This is a genomic window from Exiguobacterium sp. Leaf187, assembly GCF_001423925.1.
Lineage (GTDB): Bacteria > Bacillota > Bacilli > Exiguobacteriales > Exiguobacteriaceae > Exiguobacterium_A > Exiguobacterium_A indicum.
This window is the reverse complement of sequence record NZ_LMPR01000009.1, coordinates 25550-43520: the sequence shown is the minus strand read 5'-3', so window position 1 is coordinate 43520 and position 17971 is coordinate 25550. Positions and strand designations below refer to the sequence as shown.

General features: G+C 48.5%; 19 protein-coding genes. 1 reads left to right on the top strand and 18 read right to left on the bottom strand.

The window, feature by feature from the left end:
• Window positions 1-140 precede the first annotated feature (140 nt).
• The 17 genes from recA to ASF99_RS04080 form a co-directional block, all read right to left on the bottom strand.
• Window positions 141-1184, bottom strand: a complete 1044-nt coding sequence (gene recA, locus ASF99_RS04160) for a recombinase RecA (RefSeq protein WP_023467702.1) — start codon at window positions 1182-1184, stop codon at window positions 141-143.
• A 111-nt stretch (window positions 1185-1295) separates the two neighbouring features.
• Window positions 1296-2528: a competence/damage-inducible protein A gene (locus ASF99_RS04155; RefSeq protein WP_035398191.1), complete on the bottom strand. Its 1233-nt coding sequence runs from the start codon at window positions 2526-2528 to the stop codon at window positions 1296-1298.
• Between the two features lie 71 nt (window positions 2529-2599).
• Entirely contained in the window at window positions 2600-3178 is a 579-nt protein-coding gene (gene pgsA / locus ASF99_RS04150) for a CDP-diacylglycerol--glycerol-3-phosphate 3-phosphatidyltransferase (protein ID WP_023467700.1), read from the bottom strand.
• Window positions 3179-3241: 63 nt separating this feature from the next.
• The gene (locus ASF99_RS04145; protein WP_035398676.1) at window positions 3242-4141 is read right to left on the bottom strand and encodes a helix-turn-helix domain-containing protein; all 900 of its coding nucleotides are present in this window, start codon (window positions 4139-4141) and stop codon (window positions 3242-3244) included.
• A 27-nt stretch (window positions 4142-4168) separates the two neighbouring features.
• Window positions 4169-4951 carry a DUF3388 domain-containing protein gene (locus ASF99_RS04140; protein WP_023467698.1) on the bottom strand — a complete coding sequence of 261 codons (783 nt, stop codon included), beginning with the start codon at window positions 4949-4951 and terminating at the stop codon, window positions 4169-4171.
• A 94-nt stretch (window positions 4952-5045) separates the two neighbouring features.
• Complete coding sequence (gene ymfI, locus ASF99_RS04135) at window positions 5046-5750, bottom strand: elongation factor P 5-aminopentanone reductase (protein ID WP_023467697.1); 705 nt, start codon at window positions 5748-5750, stop codon at window positions 5046-5048.
• Complete coding sequence (gene yfmH / locus ASF99_RS04130; RefSeq protein WP_235515864.1) at window positions 5750-7021, bottom strand: EF-P 5-aminopentanol modification-associated protein YfmH; 1272 nt, start codon at window positions 7019-7021, stop codon at window positions 5750-5752. Before yfmH ends, ymfI begins: the two co-directional genes overlap by 1 nt.
• Complete coding sequence (gene yfmF, locus ASF99_RS04125; protein ID WP_055967099.1) at window positions 7018-8271, bottom strand: EF-P 5-aminopentanol modification-associated protein YfmF; 1254 nt, start codon at window positions 8269-8271, stop codon at window positions 7018-7020. Before yfmF ends, yfmH begins: the two co-directional genes overlap by 4 nt.
• Window positions 8268-8819 (bottom strand): cob(I)yrinic acid a,c-diamide adenosyltransferase, encoded by a 552-nt coding sequence (locus tag ASF99_RS04120; protein ID WP_029341191.1) that lies wholly within the window; start codon window positions 8817-8819, stop codon window positions 8268-8270. The genes yfmF and ASF99_RS04120 overlap by 4 nt, the downstream gene beginning before the upstream one ends.
• A 33-nt stretch (window positions 8820-8852) precedes the next feature.
• Entirely contained in the window at window positions 8853-10580 is a 1728-nt protein-coding gene (locus ASF99_RS04115; RefSeq protein ID WP_023467693.1) for an ATP-binding protein, read from the bottom strand.
• Window positions 10581-10582: 2 nt separating this feature from the next.
• Complete coding sequence (locus ASF99_RS04110; protein WP_023467692.1) at window positions 10583-11299, bottom strand: response regulator transcription factor; 717 nt, start codon at window positions 11297-11299, stop codon at window positions 10583-10585.
• Between the two features lie 170 nt (window positions 11300-11469).
• Entirely contained in the window at window positions 11470-12636 is a 1167-nt protein-coding gene (gene ccsB / locus ASF99_RS04105) for a c-type cytochrome biogenesis protein CcsB (RefSeq protein WP_055967096.1), read from the bottom strand.
• The gene (gene resB / locus ASF99_RS04100; protein ID WP_082486978.1) at window positions 12633-14180 is read right to left on the bottom strand and encodes a cytochrome c biogenesis protein ResB; all 1548 of its coding nucleotides are present in this window, start codon (window positions 14178-14180) and stop codon (window positions 12633-12635) included. The genes ccsB and resB overlap by 4 nt, the downstream gene beginning before the upstream one ends.
• Window positions 14181-14202: 22 nt before the next feature.
• Window positions 14203-14793: a thiol-disulfide oxidoreductase ResA gene (gene resA / locus ASF99_RS04095; RefSeq protein WP_023467689.1), complete on the bottom strand. Its 591-nt coding sequence runs from the start codon at window positions 14791-14793 to the stop codon at window positions 14203-14205.
• A 126-nt stretch (window positions 14794-14919) separates the two neighbouring features.
• Entirely contained in the window at window positions 14920-15681 is a 762-nt protein-coding gene (locus ASF99_RS04090; protein WP_023467688.1) for a pseudouridine synthase, read from the bottom strand.
• Entirely contained in the window at window positions 15681-16253 is a 573-nt protein-coding gene (gene scpB / locus ASF99_RS04085; RefSeq protein ID WP_023467687.1) for an SMC-Scp complex subunit ScpB, read from the bottom strand. Before scpB ends, ASF99_RS04090 begins: the two co-directional genes overlap by 1 nt.
• Entirely contained in the window at window positions 16243-16998 is a 756-nt protein-coding gene (locus tag ASF99_RS04080) for a segregation/condensation protein A (protein ID WP_055967093.1), read from the bottom strand. The genes scpB and ASF99_RS04080 overlap by 11 nt, the downstream gene beginning before the upstream one ends.
• Window positions 16999-17090: 92 nt before the next feature.
• Here ASF99_RS04080 and ASF99_RS04075 point away from each other — a divergent pair, with 92 nt between their 5' ends.
• On the top strand, window positions 17091-17555 hold the full coding sequence (locus tag ASF99_RS04075) for a DUF309 domain-containing protein (RefSeq protein WP_023467685.1): 465 nt from the start codon (window positions 17091-17093) through the stop codon (window positions 17553-17555).
• 17 nt (window positions 17556-17572) lie between these two features.
• Here ASF99_RS04075 and ASF99_RS04070 read toward each other — a convergent pair whose 3' ends face one another.
• Window positions 17573-17920, bottom strand: a complete 348-nt coding sequence (locus tag ASF99_RS04070) for a GNAT family N-acetyltransferase (RefSeq protein WP_023467684.1) — start codon at window positions 17918-17920, stop codon at window positions 17573-17575.
• Window positions 17921-17971: the final 51 nt, after the last annotated feature.

Here is a 17971-nt window from a genome sequence, read left to right as displayed (position 1 = left end):
AAGCTGTCTAAAAAACGTACATCTATATTGTAAGGATAGCACTCGTTCATTGTCAACGAACGGACGGGAAAGAATTCCACTGTTTTCCTCTTTTACACTAAAAAAGAGAGGATTCGCACGCGAATCCTCTCTGAAACGGTTTATTCAGCAAATAGATCTTCTGGTTGTTCTGCTTCGAAATCAACCGGCTCTTCGCGATCGACGAGACCGTGGTGTTCACGAATCAAACGTTCGACCTCTGCTGCGACTTCCGGATGCTCGACCATGTATTGTTTCGCGTTCTCACGCCCTTGACCGAGACGTTCAGAGTTGTACGAGTACCATGCACCACTCTTTTGAACGATATCAAGGTCTGTTCCGATGTCGATCAACTCGCCGACTTTCGAAATCCCGAGACCATACATGATGTCGACTTCCGCTTGTTTGAACGGAGGTGCGATCTTGTTCTTGACGACCTTAATCTTCGTTTTGTTACCGACGACATCCGTACCGTTTTTCAACGCTTCCGCACGACGCACTTCTAAACGAACAGACGAGTAGAATTTAAGTGCACGACCGCCTGGAGTTGTTTCCGGGTTACCGAACATGACACCGATTTTTTCACGGATTTGGTTGATGAAGATGACGATCGTCTTCGATTTATTCGTTGCACCAGACAACTTACGAAGCGCTTGGCTCATCAAACGTGCTTGAAGACCGACGTGTGAGTCACCCATCTCGCCTTCGATCTCTGCTTTTGGTACGAGTGCTGCAACCGAGTCGACGACAAGAATATCGACCGCACCAGAACGAACGAGTGCTTCCGCGATTTCAAGTGCCTGTTCCCCAGTGTCCGGTTGTGACAAGAGGAGCTCATCGATGTTGACACCGAGTTTGTTTGCATATGCTGGATCGAGCGCGTGCTCCGCATCGATGAATGCGGCTTGTCCGCCTTGTTTTTGAACTTCTGCGATTGCATGAAGCGCAACCGTCGTTTTACCTGACGATTCAGGTCCGTATACTTCGATGACCCGTCCACGTGGGTATCCACCTGCACCTAGGGCAATATCTAATGTAATCGATCCAGAAGAGATTACTGATACCTTCTGATCCGCATTTTCTCCGAGTTTCATGATAGAACCTTTACCGAACTGTTTCTCTATCTGGCGTAACGCCATCTCAAGTGCTGCTTTACGATCACTCACGTAGCAGGCCTCCTTTTAATTATCTTACTGAGATTATTGTACTTCTTTTGAGACCGAATGACAAGCATTTTACGAACATTTATTCGCATACTTGCACTTCGATCATTTTTCTTACTCTGATGATTTTTCGAGATGTTTCAGTAAAAGGAAATAGGTATCCTTGACGGCGCGCAGTCGAATCATGCCTCTGTCGAACGATGGATATTGCCATTCGACGATCCGTGTTCCATGTGCGTCCGCAACAGCACAATAGACCGTTCCGACCACTTTTCCACTGTTGCTCGTCGGACCTGCTTCCCCCGTCAAGGCGACGGCGATATCGGATTGATACAGTTCTCGTGCCCCTTCAGCCATCGCAATCGCTACCTCTTTACTGACAGCAGTATGCTCTCGTAATAAATCCTCTGGTACCGATAACACGGCTTGCTTCGCTGCATCATCATAGACGACAGCGCTCCCGCGCAATACTTGACTCGCACCGCTGACATCAACGAGACCACTCGCGACAGCTCCTCCCGTCAGTGATTCGGCGAGCGAAAGTGTCAATCCTGCTTCTTGATACCGTTTTAGGACGACTTCCGGCAGACTCGTCTCCCCATATCCATAAAAGTACATGCCGACTTCAGCAAGGACGTGTTGTTCGAGTTCATCGAGCATACGATCGGCTTCCTGTTGATCGAGTGCTTTAGCCGTCAGGCGCAACCGGACTTCAGCGAGCTCCGCATACGGTGCGACCGATGGATTGGTAGCTTCCTTGATCAACGTTTCTAGACGGTCGTTTAAAGCCGATTCCCCGATTCCGAAGAATCGTAACGTTCGAGAACGAATCGTTTCTTGACCGAATAGATGACTGAAGTGATCTTTGAGGATTTGCTTCATCTCGCGTGGCACACCGGGTAAGACGATATATTGGTGATGCTCCGTTTGGACCGACATACCGGGAGCAAGTCCTGCATCATTACGTAAAACCGTTGCACCATCGATGATTAATGCTTGTTTTCGTTCGTTGATCGTCATCTCTCGTTGACGTGTCTTTAAAAACCCTTCGATTCGCTCGTACGCCGCTTGATCGAGAACGAGATCACGTCCGAGGAGATCAGCGAGCACCTCTTTCGTCAAATCGTCTTCCGTCGGTCCAAGACCTCCTGTGATGACGAGGAGATCTGCCCGCTGTTGTGCCTGACGGAATGTTTCTTGCATCCGTTCGCGATTGTCACCGACGACTGTATGATAATGAACGTCAATTCCGGCACTCGCTAACCATTCGGAAAGGTACTGTGCATTCGTGTTCGCGATTTCCCCAAGGAGGAGTTCGCTTCCGACTGCGATGATTTCTGCTTTCATGTTGATTCCTCACCTTCTTGAAGTATAAGAAAAGACTGTTCGGTATGACGAACAGTCTAAATTGATCCATCTTACATGGATTTCGTAATTAACTTAATGTTTTTCGAGAAATATTCGACGCCTGAGTAGATCGTCAAGATCAAAGCAAGCCACATCGTAATATCTGCGAACGGAATGTTCCACATCGCAAAGATGATATCGTGCAACAAGTATGCCGTGATTGATGTCAGCTGGACCCATGTCTTGGCTTTCCCAGAGTTTCCGGCAGCAAGGACGATCCCTTCGTCAGATGCGACGAGACGAAGACCCGTGACTGCGAACTCTCGACAGAGAATGATAACGACGATCCATGCTGCGACGAATCCAAGTTCCACCAAGTAGACAAGCGCAGCAGCGACTAACATCTTGTCGGCAAGTGGATCCATGAATTTTCCAAAGTTCGTCACTAATTTTTGTTTACGAGCGATATATCCATCGAGCCAGTCCGTCAGTGAAGCAACAAGGAAGATGATAGCTGCAACGAAGTGTGAGACGGGAAGCTCGGCTCCCAACACATCCCACTGTCCCCAGTTCGGATCAATCGCAAGTACGATGACGAACACGGGAATTAATAAAACACGTAATACTGTCAATTGATTCGGTAAGTTCATGTAACGCCCTCCTCCTTCATTTCATATGTAAATGACATACCATCTAAAAGAAGGCACGCCGGATTACGGCGTGGCTACTTTCTTTAGATAGATGTTTTGGACGAGAAGCGAACGGTTCAGTTTCAGTTCTTGGTCATTGACGACGATTTTATCAATCCCTTTAATCGAACCGATCCGGATGCGGATCAAGTCCGTCTTCGCGTCCTTCACGACGATCGGATTCGGATCCGATGCGTTGATGTGGTCTGGCGCGAGTGCTTTTCCTTCAAGTGATGTATCACGCACACCGACGAATGGCGACGGAGAGGCATCTTTCTTGATTTGAATCGAGACACTCATCGTATCTTTCGTTGCGACTTCATACGTGACATCTTGACCAGATGTCGACTTCGCAGCAAGTGCCTCTTTTTTAGGTTCTTCTTTTGTTTCTTCCTGTTTCGCCGGTTCTTCCTTCGGCTCTTCTTCCGTCTTCGCAGGCGCATCCGTCTCTTTACTTGGCGCGTCCCCTTGATCGATCGTGACATCATTTTGCTTCGGTGCGGACGTCTTCGCCTCTTCGTTACCGTCGAGGAACGTCTGCAGACCATAATACAAGGCAGTACCGATTGCAAAGATTAGTACGATGATGATGATATTCGGAATCCAACGCTTCGCAACGCTCTTTTTCGGAGCACTGGATTTCGAATACGTCGCGCGCCGTGACAGTTCGACGACCGGTTGTGCTTCCGGTTCCGGAAGATCACGTTTATAAGTCGTAAAGACTTCATCGACGTCAAGACCGAGTGCTTCCGCATATGTCTTGATGAAGGCCCGGGCGTAAAAGGCTCCCGGCAATTGATCATAATTGCCTTCTTCGATCGCGACGATGTAACGCTTTTGAATCTTTGTCGTCGTTTGAATTTGTTCGAGAGAGACGCCTAGCGCCTCCCGTTGTTCCTTTAAGTAGGTTCCGAGCTCGGTCATCGGTAACACACCTTCCATTTTTCATACTTATTCAAAGTTGAACCAATCATTTCCCCCATGGGAACGAGGCAGTTCAGTCACAATGATTTCTTCAGTCGTGTTGCGTAATTCAATGATGTAATCAAAATCATCCCACGTATACTCACTCGATTTGACGAACGCATCCGGATGTTCGACGATCTTCGTCGCGGGTAGACGCATGACTTCCCGCAGGATTTGCCAGTGTCGTTCATCGAAATTTCGTTGTGACACTAACGCATCGATGATGTAAACATAATCACCCGTCCGCTCGTCGTCGAACAACGATGTTCGAACCGTCTGTTTAATCAACGTCGACGATAGGAACAGCCATTTCTTATTTGCACTGACGCTCGCTGCGACGATCGACTCCGTCTTACCGACGCGTGGCATGCCGCGGACACCAATCAACAAGTGCCCATCCTGTTTACATAGCTCTGCCATGAAATCGACGAGAATCCCTAAGTCTTCCCGGACGAAGCGGAACGTCTTTCGTTCATCACTGCTTTGATCGATATAGCGCCCGTGACGAATCGCGATTCGGTCACGTAGTTTTGGTTTTCGTAGTTTGATGACCTCTATGGTTGACATCGTCTTGAGAATAGCGGCGAGTCGTGGAATTTGATCCGGTTGTTTCGTTTGGAGCAACATACCGCGTCGTTGATGATCGACACCATTGATCGTCACGATCGAAATATGTAACATTCCCATCAACGAAGCAATGTCCCCGAGTATACCGGGACGATTGACCTTTAATTCATATTCGAGATACCATTGCTCGAACTCACTCACGCGCCCATCCTCCTCTATTGATACGATTATCCATTCCTCATGTTAAATGATTTTTTGAAAAATGAAAAGCATTCCTGAACTGAAATTCCAATGCTTACATCCACGCGCCATCTATTTTAAGGATGGCTCCCGATACATAACTCGATTCGGGTTGCACTAAGTAGCGGATCGCAGTAGCCACTTCCTCTGCTTTTCCGAATCGTCCGGCAGGAATTTCAGCAATCGCTTCTGCCTTTTCATCCTCAGAAAAAATCGCGTTCATCGGCGTATCGATCCACCCCGGCGTAATCGCATTGATGCGTCCATGCATCGGTCCAAGTTCCTTACTGTATGCCTTGACGAATCCAAGCTGTGCCGCCTTGCATGTCGAATAGACGACCTCACCCGCGACACCTTGTTCTCCTAACACACTACTGATGACGACGATCGCAAGCTTCGACGTAAACGGTTTCGTCCGTGTCACGGTTTGGCTGATGCGCATCAACGCCTCGACATGAATTTTCCAGAGTTCGTGCATTGATGTTGCTGATTGATCGAGCAACAGACCGCTATAACTCGTTCCGGCACAATGGACGAAGGCATCGACGACAGGTAATGCCGCACAAAATGCCTGCAAGTCCTTCTCGTCTGCTAAATTCGCAGTCAGGATGTGGTGCTCGCCTTGCCACTCCTCTATCATCCGTTCTAAAACCGCTTGCTGTCGATACGTCTGAAGCACCAATTCATGTCCGGCGGCAGCAAGTTGTTTTGCTGCCGCAAGACCAATGGCGCCACTCGCACCGGTGATGAGGATTCGCATCACGCGTACGGTTTGACGATTGAGATCGCCCGGTTTTCAATGGCGAACAACTCGTCGAAACGGGCTTCAATCTCTTCTTTCGTAATCGAAGCAATCAATGTCGGAAGCGTGAACAGATTCGTACCGGCAAGTGCGTGACGCGAGAACTGATTCGCAATGAATTCCGGTGAATTCAAGGCACGGAGGAATTTCCCTTGCATCATGTTCCGCTTGCGCGTGACTTCATCTTCCGTGAAGTCAGGACGCGTTTGCAGGAGTGTCTCATACGCTTGGATGAACTTGTCTGGATCCTCTGTCTCCATGCCAAACGTCGCAAAGGCGAACTCTTCCTCACTCGAGTAATCAAAGCTGAACGTATCGTCAATCAGACCGTCTTCATACAGTTCCAAATACGTCGATGATGTCTGATCGAACAAGAGGTGTAACAGCAGTTCACTCGTTAACTCACGGCGGACTTGTGCCTCGCCGCGAAGCGATTCGTCCTTGTAACCGATCAATACCTTTGGTGTCTTAACGTCGAGCTCGAGTTCAAAACGTGGACGATGTACGCCATGCGGCTCTTGACCGTAATCTCGTTCGATTGCCGGGCGATCCGTATAGTCTTTCTTCGCTTGGTTCGCCTTGATCAATGCCAGTGTCGCTTCCGGATCGATGTTTCCGACGACGAACAACACCATGTTCGATGGATGATAGAACGTACGGTAGCACGTGTACAAGTCATCGGCTGTGATTTGATTGATTGATTCCGGAGTTCCCGCGATATCGATCCGAACTGGATGCGATGCATACATCGATTCGATCAGACCGAAGAACAGGCGCCATCCCGGATTATCTTGATACATCTGGATTTCTTGCGTAATGATCCCTTTCTCTTTTTCAACGCTTTCCGGCGTGAAGTAGGGATCTTGTACGAAATCGATCAACGTCTCGAGGTTTTGTTCGATCAACGACGTCGCTGAGAACAAATACGCTGTCCGCGAGAACGAGGTAAAGGCGTTCGCAGAGGCACCGAGACGACCGAACTCTTGGAAGACGTCCCCTTTTTCGGATTCGAACATCTTATGCTCGAGGAAATGGGCGATGCCGTCCGGTACCGTGATCCATTCCTCGCCTTTTTTGAATCGTTGATCAATCGAACCATAACGCGTCGTAAACGTCGCATACGTCTTTTCGTATCCTTTTTTTTGCAACAAATAGACGGATAAGCCGTTATCGAGCTGCTCGTGGTATACCGTTTCGTCTGTATCGTGATAGGTTAGTTGTTCCATCATGCTTCACCTCGCAATAGATATACGGCATCAAGATCGATTGCCGCTGCTAATCGAACGACGTCTTCACGTGTCGCCGTTTCAATGATATGAATCTCATCTTCCAGTGTCAGTCCACGCATCTTCGAACCATTCAACCAACCAATCAGTTGACCTGGCTGATCAAGGATTTGACGGCGCGCATTGATCAACATCGCCTTCGTCTGTGTCAATTCTTCATCCGTGAACTGTCCTGCTTTCAAATCAACGAGTTGTTCCAAGATGATCTTCTCGGCACGTTCTGCTTCTTTCGTGTCGACCCCGGCATAAACATAGAGTGCACTGTTCAATGCCGCATACCGTGAAGCCGCATAATAGGCGAGACTCTCTTTTTCACGGACATTCATGAACAGTTTTGAATGCGGGAAGCCACCGAACAGACCATTGACGATTTGCATCCGAATCGAGTCAGCAGATGTCGGATCGACCGCTACCCGGTAACCAAGATGCAATTTACCTTGTTTGATCGGTTGCGTTTCACTCGACCGTTTTACACCATTGACTGCTTTTTGGGCCGGAATGTAATGACTGATTTTTTCAGAATGCGATGGCAAGAATGATAGAGCGTCTTCCATCTCCTCCCTCGTTACATGTCCGACGACGAAGACATCAATCCGGTCGTCTTCGATCATCGAACGGTATGTATCACGCAAGGATGACGGGGTGATCTGTTCGAGTTCTTCGAGTGTTCCAAGCGATGGCAACGCGACGGCTTCACCTGGTGCCATCAATTCGAGAAGACGTTGCTGTGCGTAGCGCATTTTATCGTCATATAGTGAACTGATCCGTAAGGCATGCAATCGTTTTTCTTGTTTGACGAACTGTTCACGGAAGCCACCTTCCGTCAAATCTGGATACAGCACCATTTGCTCGAGCAATTCGAGTGCTTCTTTTAACAACGACGGATGATGGACGAGTTCTCCCCGGACGACATCGAGTTGGAATGAGATGACATGCTCTTCTCCGAACTTCGACGCGTCCGCATAAAGTCCCGCATCATATAGTGTTTCAAGCGGCTCACGTAACGCTTTCATCGACGGATAAGCGGCTGTCGATTTTTCCATGATATACGGTAGGATTGCACGGCTTGTCAGCGTCTTCGCTTCTAACGGTGCTGAAAATGTGACGAGAATCGTCGTCGTCTTGAATTTGTCGGTCGGAACGAGATGGTAGCTCGTTCCTTCCTTTTTCCATGTACTAAATGACTGACTCATTGCTCTCCATCCTTTCGTTTGAATACATGCGCACTGCGGACATATTCAATATCTGCTTTTTGTTTGACGGCATTCTCGTAACGGGCTGCTGTAAAGAAGAAGTCACTGAGTCGGTTGATGAACGGTAACAAATGAGCCGCTTGAGGAACATCGATCATCGAACGTTCAACGCGACGACAGACCGTCCGTGCCACGTGTAACGTTGCAGCTGCTTCCGTTCCGCCAGGCAAGATGAACTTATCGAGCGGCGGCGATAACTCCGTTAACGTGTCGATCCAACTTTCTAAATCAACCGTCGCTTCTTGACTCAAACGTGACGGGCGCGGCTCGACATACATCAAGTCACTACCACAATCGAATAAGGCGTGCTGGATCACTGTCAGTTGCTCACGCACCTCGATTGACGATGCTTTCGTCCGGGCAAGTCCGACGAAACTGTTCAATTCGTCGAGTTCTCCCATCAAGCTAATCAACCGATCATTTTTTTTGACTCTTCCACCAACGAGAGATGTTTCTCCTTCGTCACCAGACTTCGTGTAAATTTTCATGTTTCATTCACTCCTATAGCGAAAGGAAGCGACTCATAATGTTCGCTTCCCTTGTTTTTTCGGTAATCGGATCCGGAAAGTCGCTCCCTCTCCCAAGCGGCTGTCGACTTCGACTTCACCACCATGAGCTCGGACGACATTCGCCACGATCGCAAGACCGATTCCTGTACCCGTCTTGCCACGTGTCCGCGCTTTATCCGCTTTATAAAAACGGTCAAAGACGAACGGTAGATCTTCTTCTGGGATTCCGTCACCCGAATCAATGACGGATAATGTAATGTTTTCCCTATCTTCATCAATCTTAATCTTGATTTCACCGTTCTCCGTATAACGCAGGGCGTTCCCAAGCAGGTTCGTCAAGACTTGCTCCATCTGATCAGGGTCTGCTTCAAACGCGATGTTCGGACCAGAAACCGAGAACGTGACCTGTTTATCGCGTCCCATCTGTTTGAACTTCTTGATCACCCGCTTTGCAAAAGGGATTGCTTCGACGGATTCAATCCGTAACTCCTGATATCCCGCTTCCATTCGCGCAAGATCAAGAAGATCGTTAACAAGTCTCGACAGTCGCTGGGACTCGTCGTAAATGATCGATGCGAATTCTTTCGTCGCCTCGTCACTTTCGGTCATGCCATCGACAATCGCTTCCGAGTACCCTTGCAACATGACGAGTGGCGTCCGTAATTCATGACTGACGTTCGCGACGAAATCAGCACGCATCTTCTCGAGCTGCTGCGCTTCCGTCATATCACGCAGGACGGCGACCGCTCCGATTTGTTCTTCTTGTTCGAGTAACGGACTGACGATGATGATGTAAAAGCGTCCCTCTCGTTCGAAGGAGACCGTCATCTCCGTCTCTTCACGCATGACCGTCTGGAATAACTCAATCAGTTCATCCGGTACGGGAGAACCTGCCAAAAAGGCTTCAGCTGGTGGATTCGTCGCGAGGAGTTCACCTGATTTCGAGAACGTTAAGACCCCATCCGCCATACAGCGCAGAATCGAGGAGAGTAAATGCCGCTCCTTGTCGAGATCCGTGACATATTGATTGAGTTGACTACTCATTTCATTGAACGCAAGCGCTAAGTCACCGATCTCATCCCGTGAACGTTGCGTCAGGCTCTGATCAAACTTTCCTTCACCGGCCTCAACGACAGCTTGACGAATCGTCCGCAGTGGTGCCGTGATTCGTGTCGAGAGGAAGAAGGCAAAGACGGTCGTCCCGATAATCGCTAACAGGACACAGAGCTGAATGATTTGTCTTGCTCCCTCATTCGCCTGTTCAATGTTCGTCAATTGCTCGATCAAGTAGATCGTTCCGTTGCCACTGTCCGTAATGAGCGGTGCCCGATACGCGAGTGCCGCCTTTCCATCAAAGGTCTCATAGTTACCAATCGCCGTCTCGCCTTCTTCACCGTCAATTGCTTTCCAGTTCTGACGTTCGAGCTCCTTGATGATTCGGTTCGCCTTCGCTTGTGAGATATTCGCTTCGACGGAATCATCCTGCGTCTTTGCGATCAGTGTCGCCCCGTAGATATCCGTGATTTCAACAGCAGTACTCGACCCTTCCTCGATGCCGGAGTGCGCCTGAAAGACGGTCTCGACTTGTTGACCGAGCTTTGCCAAGTGCCCCCGTTCCTGTTCGATATGGAACGAGTTGAAAAATTCAAGTAACAAGATCGTCAAGGCGATCAAGACGACCGAAACGAGTAACAGAATCGTTCCCCATAGTTTGATGACAACGCTTTGCAACCATTTCATCGTCAGGTTGGACTATTCTCGAACTTGTATCCGACACCCCAGACCGTCGTGATCATTTGAGCGGCGTTCGGAGACAAACGATTCAGCTTTTCACGCAGACGTTTGACGTGTGTATCGACTGTCCGCAGATCTCCGAAAAATTCATAGTTCCAGACTTCCTTGAGTAATTGTTCTCGCGAGAATACCTTATCCGTTTGTTTTGCTAAGAAATACAGGAGTTCGTATTCTTTTGGTGTTAAATTGACTTCTTGCGACTCGACCGTCACGCGGTGCGCATCATTGTCGATCGTCAAGTGTGGGAAGACGATGACATCTTTTGTTTTCGCATCCGTGTGGAGGAATTTCGTCGCACTTGCCCGACGAAGAATCGCTTTGACACGCAAGACGACTTCACGTGGACTGAATGGTTTGACGATATAATCATCTGCCCCCATCTCAAACCCATGGACGCGGTTCGTCTCTTCGCCTTTTGCCGTCAACATGACGATTGGCGTCGCTTTTGTTTTCCGCAGTTCTTCACAGACTTGCATCCCGTCCATCTTCGGCATCATCAAGTCGAGGAGAATGACATCGTATTCTGTCTCAAGCGCCATTTCAAGCGCCGTCTCTCCATTGTCTGCTTCCTCGATCGTGAAATTTTCCCGCTCCAGATACATCTTCAACAGGCGACGAATCCGTTCTTCATCGTCGACGACTAAAATACGTGCTTCTTCTGACATGCTGTCTCCTCCTATGAACTAAACTCTACTCCTCTATCCTACTACTCTTTTAGTATACTATGAAACGAAAAGAATGGCTTGCTCCGGCTGATTTCTCCGAAAAGGCACACTTCGGTCAGACGCACACGAAAAAGCAGCGGACCGTTTCCGGGTCCGCTGCTTGCTTTTTCTTATGCGTACGAGTGTAATCCTGCTACGACAAGGTTAACGAAGACAAGGTTGAACATGATGACGGCAAATCCGCCGACACATAACCAAGCTGATTTTTTACCAATCCAACCACGCTGGATGCGCATATGGAGATAAAAGACGTAGAAGAGCATCGTAATGAGTGCCCATACCTCTTTCGGGTCCCAGCCCCAGTAACGGCTCCATGCCATTTGCGCCCAGATCATTGCGAAGATCAGACCGCCCAGGATGAAGATTGGAAGACCAATCGCAACAGAACGATAGCTGATCTCATCTGCTGTCTCAAGATCAATCTTACGCGCAATCGGCTTTAAGCTTTCAGCAAGACGCTTGCGAAGAATGACGAAGCGAAGCAAGACGTATAAGACGACGCCACCAATGATCGACCATAAGACCGTATTGACTTTGTTCGCGTTCAAGAAGTTTGGTAATTCGATGACGGCACCTGAACCCGATAAGACTTTTCCGCCTTCAGGACCTGTCAAGACTGGCATGACATAGTCATGCGTCATCGTTGCACCGTTTTTCGCAACGTATTCGATCGTCGATGCAGAACCTGTTGCTTTGAACAACAGCCCAACTAAGATGTAACCGACAACACATGCGAGTGAGAACATGACGACTTCGAGCCACGTCCGTGTTTTCGATTCCTTACTGAAATCCGTCGCGTGAATCAGATACAGTAATCCCGTCGCGAAGCTGACGGCAAGAATCCCTTCGCCGAGCGCTGCCGTCGTGACGTGGATTTTGAGCCAAACACTTTGTAGTGCTGGGATCAACGGTTGGACTTCATCCGGGAACATCGACGCATAGGCGATGACGAGCAAGGCAACTGGCATCGCAATCAAGCCAAGGACGTTGTTTTTGTAGATGGCATAAACGATCAAGAATCCAAGCACCATCATCATGCCGAAGAATGTCGTGTATTCATATAAGTTCGAGACTGGAACATGCCCAGCTCCAGCCCAGCGCGTGAAGAAATATCCGAGCTGCGCGAGGAACCCGATGATCGCGAGCGTAAAGGCGATTTTACCAGAACGCGTCGGTCCTTTTTTACCACTCGTCGCTACAGCGAAGAATCCTGTACTGACGAGGTAGACGATGAATGATGTAAGGAGCAGGTTACTGCTCAACTGAAGCAAATTCATTTAGCTTCCCCCTCTTCCCGCAACTTTTGTCGATCCTCAAGTTCTGGCAGACCGACTTCCGTCAACGCGAGATTAGCTTCTTTTTGAAGCCCCAATGCATTTTTGTTCGTAAATCCAGCAATCTGGATCCGACCGTTCTTCTCACGTAACCAGAGACGACGGTGCGGCCAGTACATTCCGATCAATAGGCCTGCCATGAAGATGATACCACCTGCAAACAGGAACGGTAGCGTCAGATCTTTTTTAATCCGGACACCCGAGATGTTTGAGAGTTCCGTACCGGCGAACGCCATCTTGTACTGGTTCTCATCTCCACCGACGTTCAATTTGATCCCAATCAAACTCCGTTCACCTTTCGGGTGTTCAGGTGACTTGATACTAAAGACGAAGGCAGGATTGACTGGACGTCCCGAGTTCGTCGTTGGCTGACCATCTTTGACGACGAAGTCCGGAAGGAAGTCCTTCAGTTCGACCTCATACCCATCTTTTAAAGCATATGTTTCTTTCGGATCACGCAAGTCGACTTTGATCGTATCGACGACTTTGTCCGTCTTCTGGTTGACGATATTAAACGACATCGTCTTGAATTCCGGATCTGCCGCGTATTGTTCCTGGAAGACTTGATAATCATCGAATTCGAATGGGCGGTTGACTGCCGTCTCACCTGACTTGATTTCTTCAAGCTTCGGTTTGAAATCGGATGTTTCGCCGACTTTCTTGTACAGCGTCATCTTCGTATCATAGTTCTTCGGTACGTTTCCGCCTGCTGCTTCAAGTGATTTCTTGAACTTCTCATCGACCTTCTCAGGATCATAGAACTCGATGTTGAACGCTTCATTTTTCAAGTAGTACTGATTGTCCGTCGCCTCGATCGGCAACGTCTCTCCTTCGCGGAGCCAAAGCAATTCATCTTCGTGCATCCCTGGTACTACTCGAAGCATCGCACCACCGAAGAATAAGACGAGTCCGATATGATTGATGTATGGACCCCATCGTCCGAAACGTTGCTTTTCCGCTAAGAGTGCCCCGTCTTGTCGACGGACTTTATAGCCTTTTTTCTCAAGCAACGGTGCGATCGCATCGATTTTTTTAACATCGCCAGTCGCTTCCGCGCCAAATCGCTGACCGTTCATGAAACGGTCCGACTGGATGACCGGTTGTTTCTTCAGTGCTCGGTAGAGCGGGAAGAATCGGTCAATCGACACGATAATGATCGAGAGTAATAAAAGCGTGATCAATCCGATATACCACCATGATTCAAATAGGTTATGGAATCCTAACGTATAGTAGATGTCACCTGCCGTGCCGTATTCCTTTTGGTAAAACTCTTCTGGTGGTGTTGCCTGTGGAATATACATCTCTTGCGGGAAGATCGTTCCGACCCCGCTCGCGATGATGATCAAGGCAATCAACCATAACCCGACCTTGACGGACGAGAAGAACGTCCATGCCCGGTCGATCCAAGATGGATTCTTACGTTTCGATCGAAGCTCCGCTTCCTCGTAACGCATGTCCAGTTGTTTGAAATCTTCTTGCTCCTGCATCCTTAAATCCCCCTTCGATGCGTTACTCGTTCGCCTTCTTCACCATCTCTTCGAGCTTCGCTTGATCAATCTCACCTTCATACTTCTCGACGACTTCACCTTTTTTATTGATGATGAACGTCACAGGTAAGTTGTAGATCCCGTAAGCCTTCTCGACCGAACTGTTCGTATCCATGAGAATCGGATAGTCCGTTCCGCCAATATCCTTGATGAAGCTTGAGACACGAACTGGTGTTTCACCGACATTGACCGCTACGAAATTGACGCCTTGGTCTTGCATCATCTGATAGTTGTCATTGATCAATGGCATCTCTTTCTTACATGGTTCACAGAATGTTCCCCAGAAATTGAGTAAAAGTCCTTTTCCTTTGTATTCGTCCATCGAGTGCTGTTTCTCACCATATAGATCGACGAGTGCGAAACCAGGGGCATCATCGCCTGCCATGACACGACCGTTTTTATCACGTGTCGCTTGATCGACGAATTGCATGATGACGACTGCTCCGGCGAACAAGACAATCGTCATGATCATCAGACGCCAGAAGGAGCGTTTCTTCTTTTTTTGCTGGGCCGCTGCTAAGCGTTCTTCCGGATTTTGTTTCGTTTTTTTCATATTTTACCGCCTCCACCCATATTGTACTTGAAATCGCTTTACCGTTGACAAAATGTGAAATTCGTTAATCGTTTTGTCACAAAAAAAGAAAACTCAACCCGGAGGATGAGCTTCTCGCTTTACAAATTAACGTTTTTTTGTGTTCTTACGTCTTTTCGTAGGTGGAGCGGCTGGATCCGCTAGCTCACGCAATTGATTGACTTCTTTTTTTGAAAGTTCACGCCACTCGCCAGAAGTAAGACCGGCCAGTGTCAAGAAACCGAACTGTTCACGTTTCAACTTCAAGACTTCCGAACCGAGTGTCTCGACCATTTGACGGACTTGACGGTTATGTCCCTCGTAGATGACCATTTCAAGAATCGCTGTATTTTTCTTCTTATCGATATCGCGCATCTCGACACGTGCTTTACCTGTCTTGAAACCATCCGGTAAGACGACACCTTTTTCAAGACCTTTGACGTGGAAGTATTCTGGTACACCTTTGATTTTGACGATATAACGCTTCGGTACCTTATATTTCGGGTGAAGCAAGAGGTTCGAGAATTCACCGTCATTCGTCATTAAAAGAAGACCGCTCGTATTGTAGTCGAGTCGACCGACTGGGAAGACACGGTGTCCGGGTGGTACGAGATCGACGACCGTCTTACGTCCTTTGTCGTCTTCAACCGTCGAAACGACACCTGTTGGTTTATAGAGCATGTAGTAGACGTGTTCTTCCCGTTCGAGCTTCACACCGTCTACTTCGACTTCGGCACGTGCTCCGACTTTCGTTCCAAGCTCCGTGATGACTTTTCCGTTGACCTTGACGCGACCTGCTGTGATCAATTCCTCTGCTTTACGCCGCGAAGCGACACCTGCTTGTGCGATGATTTTTTGTAACCGTTCCATTAATTCACTCTCTCCTCTAATGAAGGATCATTCCGGAAGAAGAGATCTCCATCCGATTCGAACGTTTCTTCGAACTCGAGTGGCGGCAACTCTTCAATACTGTTCAGACCAAAATGGTCCAGGAAATGATCCGTCGTTTTATACAATTTTGCGCGACCGACGCCTTTGGCGCGTCCCGCCTCTTCAATCAAACCTTTTGCACTTAACGTATGGATGACACGCTCCGTCTTCACACCACGAACGACTTCGATGTCAGCACGTGTGACGGGTTGCTTGTATGCGATGATGACGAGTGTCTCCATTGCTGCTCGAGACAAGGAATCTTCTGCGAGCGAACCGGCATATGCCTGAATATATGGCGACATCTCTTTTCGTGTCACCATCTTAAAGACACCACCCGACTCCACGATTTGCAACACACGCTGCTCTGCTTCGAATGTCGTTTGAAGAGCCAGCAACTGTTCACGCGCTGCCGCTTCACTGATCTCTAGCGCTTGACTGAGACCACGCGGATCGATTCCATCGTCTCCGACGACGAATAACAGGCTCTCAATGATTTGTTCATACGCCAATCTGACTCTCCTCCTTCACCATGCTCCGCAATAGGATATCATCGGTCATCTGTTCACAATCAATGACCCGTTGCTTCACGAGCTCAAGAACAGCGAGGAAGCTGACGACTAGTTCTTCGACCGTCGGTTGCTCCGCAAAAAAACCGAAGAATGTCGTCCGCTCACGGGTCGCGACGTACCGGGCAACGGACTCCATCTGTTGCTCGAGTGAACGTTCTTCCCGTTTGACCGTCTTCGAACGGCGTACCTTCCAAGCTTCCCGTTGGCGCATTTTTTCGTAAACACGTAATAAATCACTCAGTGATAACGTACCGTTATACTCTTGTGCATCCGTGTCGAGATAACGCATCAAATCCTCTGGTTGTTTCGAGAACAGCTCAAGGCGTGCCTCTTCCTTTTCTTTCAGGACGAGTGCTGCTTCCTTGTATGCTTTATACTCGATCAACTGTTGAATCAGACCTTCTCGCGTCGGTTCTTCCTCGAAATCGGGAATCTCATCGTAATCCGTCTGTTCGATCGGCAAGAGTTGTTTGCTTTTCAGTTGCAACAGCGTCGCTGCCATGACAAGATATTCACTAGCAACATCTAGTTCAAGATGCTGCATCGCACGGATATAGGACACATATTGATCCGTCACCATGGAAACGGATATATCATAAATATCGATTTCTAATTTACCAACCAAGTGTAACAGCAAGTCCAGCGGGCCTTCAAACGCATCCATCTTTACACTGTATGATTCCATGATTTTCCCTGCCCATCAACGTTTTTTGCGCCTTAGTATACCATACAACAGATGGGTTCGACTATGTTATATTCAAAGGAAGAGGTGATTCCATGAATCCGATTGAACGATTCGTATTTGAATTCAACATTCGGCACGATTACTTCGAGTGCCATGAAATCTTAGAGGAAGTCTGGCAAGAAGGACAACGCCAGGACGAGGCGCTTGTCGGTCTGATCCAACTGGCCGTCGCCCGCTATCATCACCGCCGCGGAAATACGACTGGGGCACAGCGGACATATGCGAAAGCATTCGATAAAATCGAACGTCACCGGGCATCACTGATTGCGTCCGGGATCGACGTCTCATATTTGCTCGATCATCGCGACCATTTTACGGATAAGGTCTATCGACACATCCCGTTACCTGTCTTCTCGGACGTCATCCGAGCTGTCGCACTTGAAGCGACAGCACCTGATCTCGACTATGTGACACATAAACACCGTTTACGCGATCGTACGGATGTCGTCACGGCACGACAAGAAGCGCTACAAAACCGAAGAGACCGGTCCATCTGAGCCATGGACCGGTCTTTTTATTGATTTTTCCATTTGTCGACGAGGCGTTGCGTCTCTTCGGTCGCACCCGTAATATCCGTTCGAAGAAGTTTGGCTGCTTCATCGAGTAGGAGATACGACATCCGTTCTCCACGGAAAGACGGTGATAATGCGATATGTTTCAATTCAGCATGGCCATCCATTAATTGAAACCCGATGACACCGACGAAATCCTCATCTTGTTTGTACAAATACAAGCGTTGGTCTTCTTCCTGTTCATAGGCTTGAACCGTTTCAAGCAAATACTTCGGATCCTTCACTTCGCACGAAAAGGCGATCAGCCCCATCGCGGTCCGTTCATTCAACTTCTTATATTTTACTAGCATGTGATTCTACACCTTCCTAATTTCAACAACTCTCAGGAGCATGAACGACTG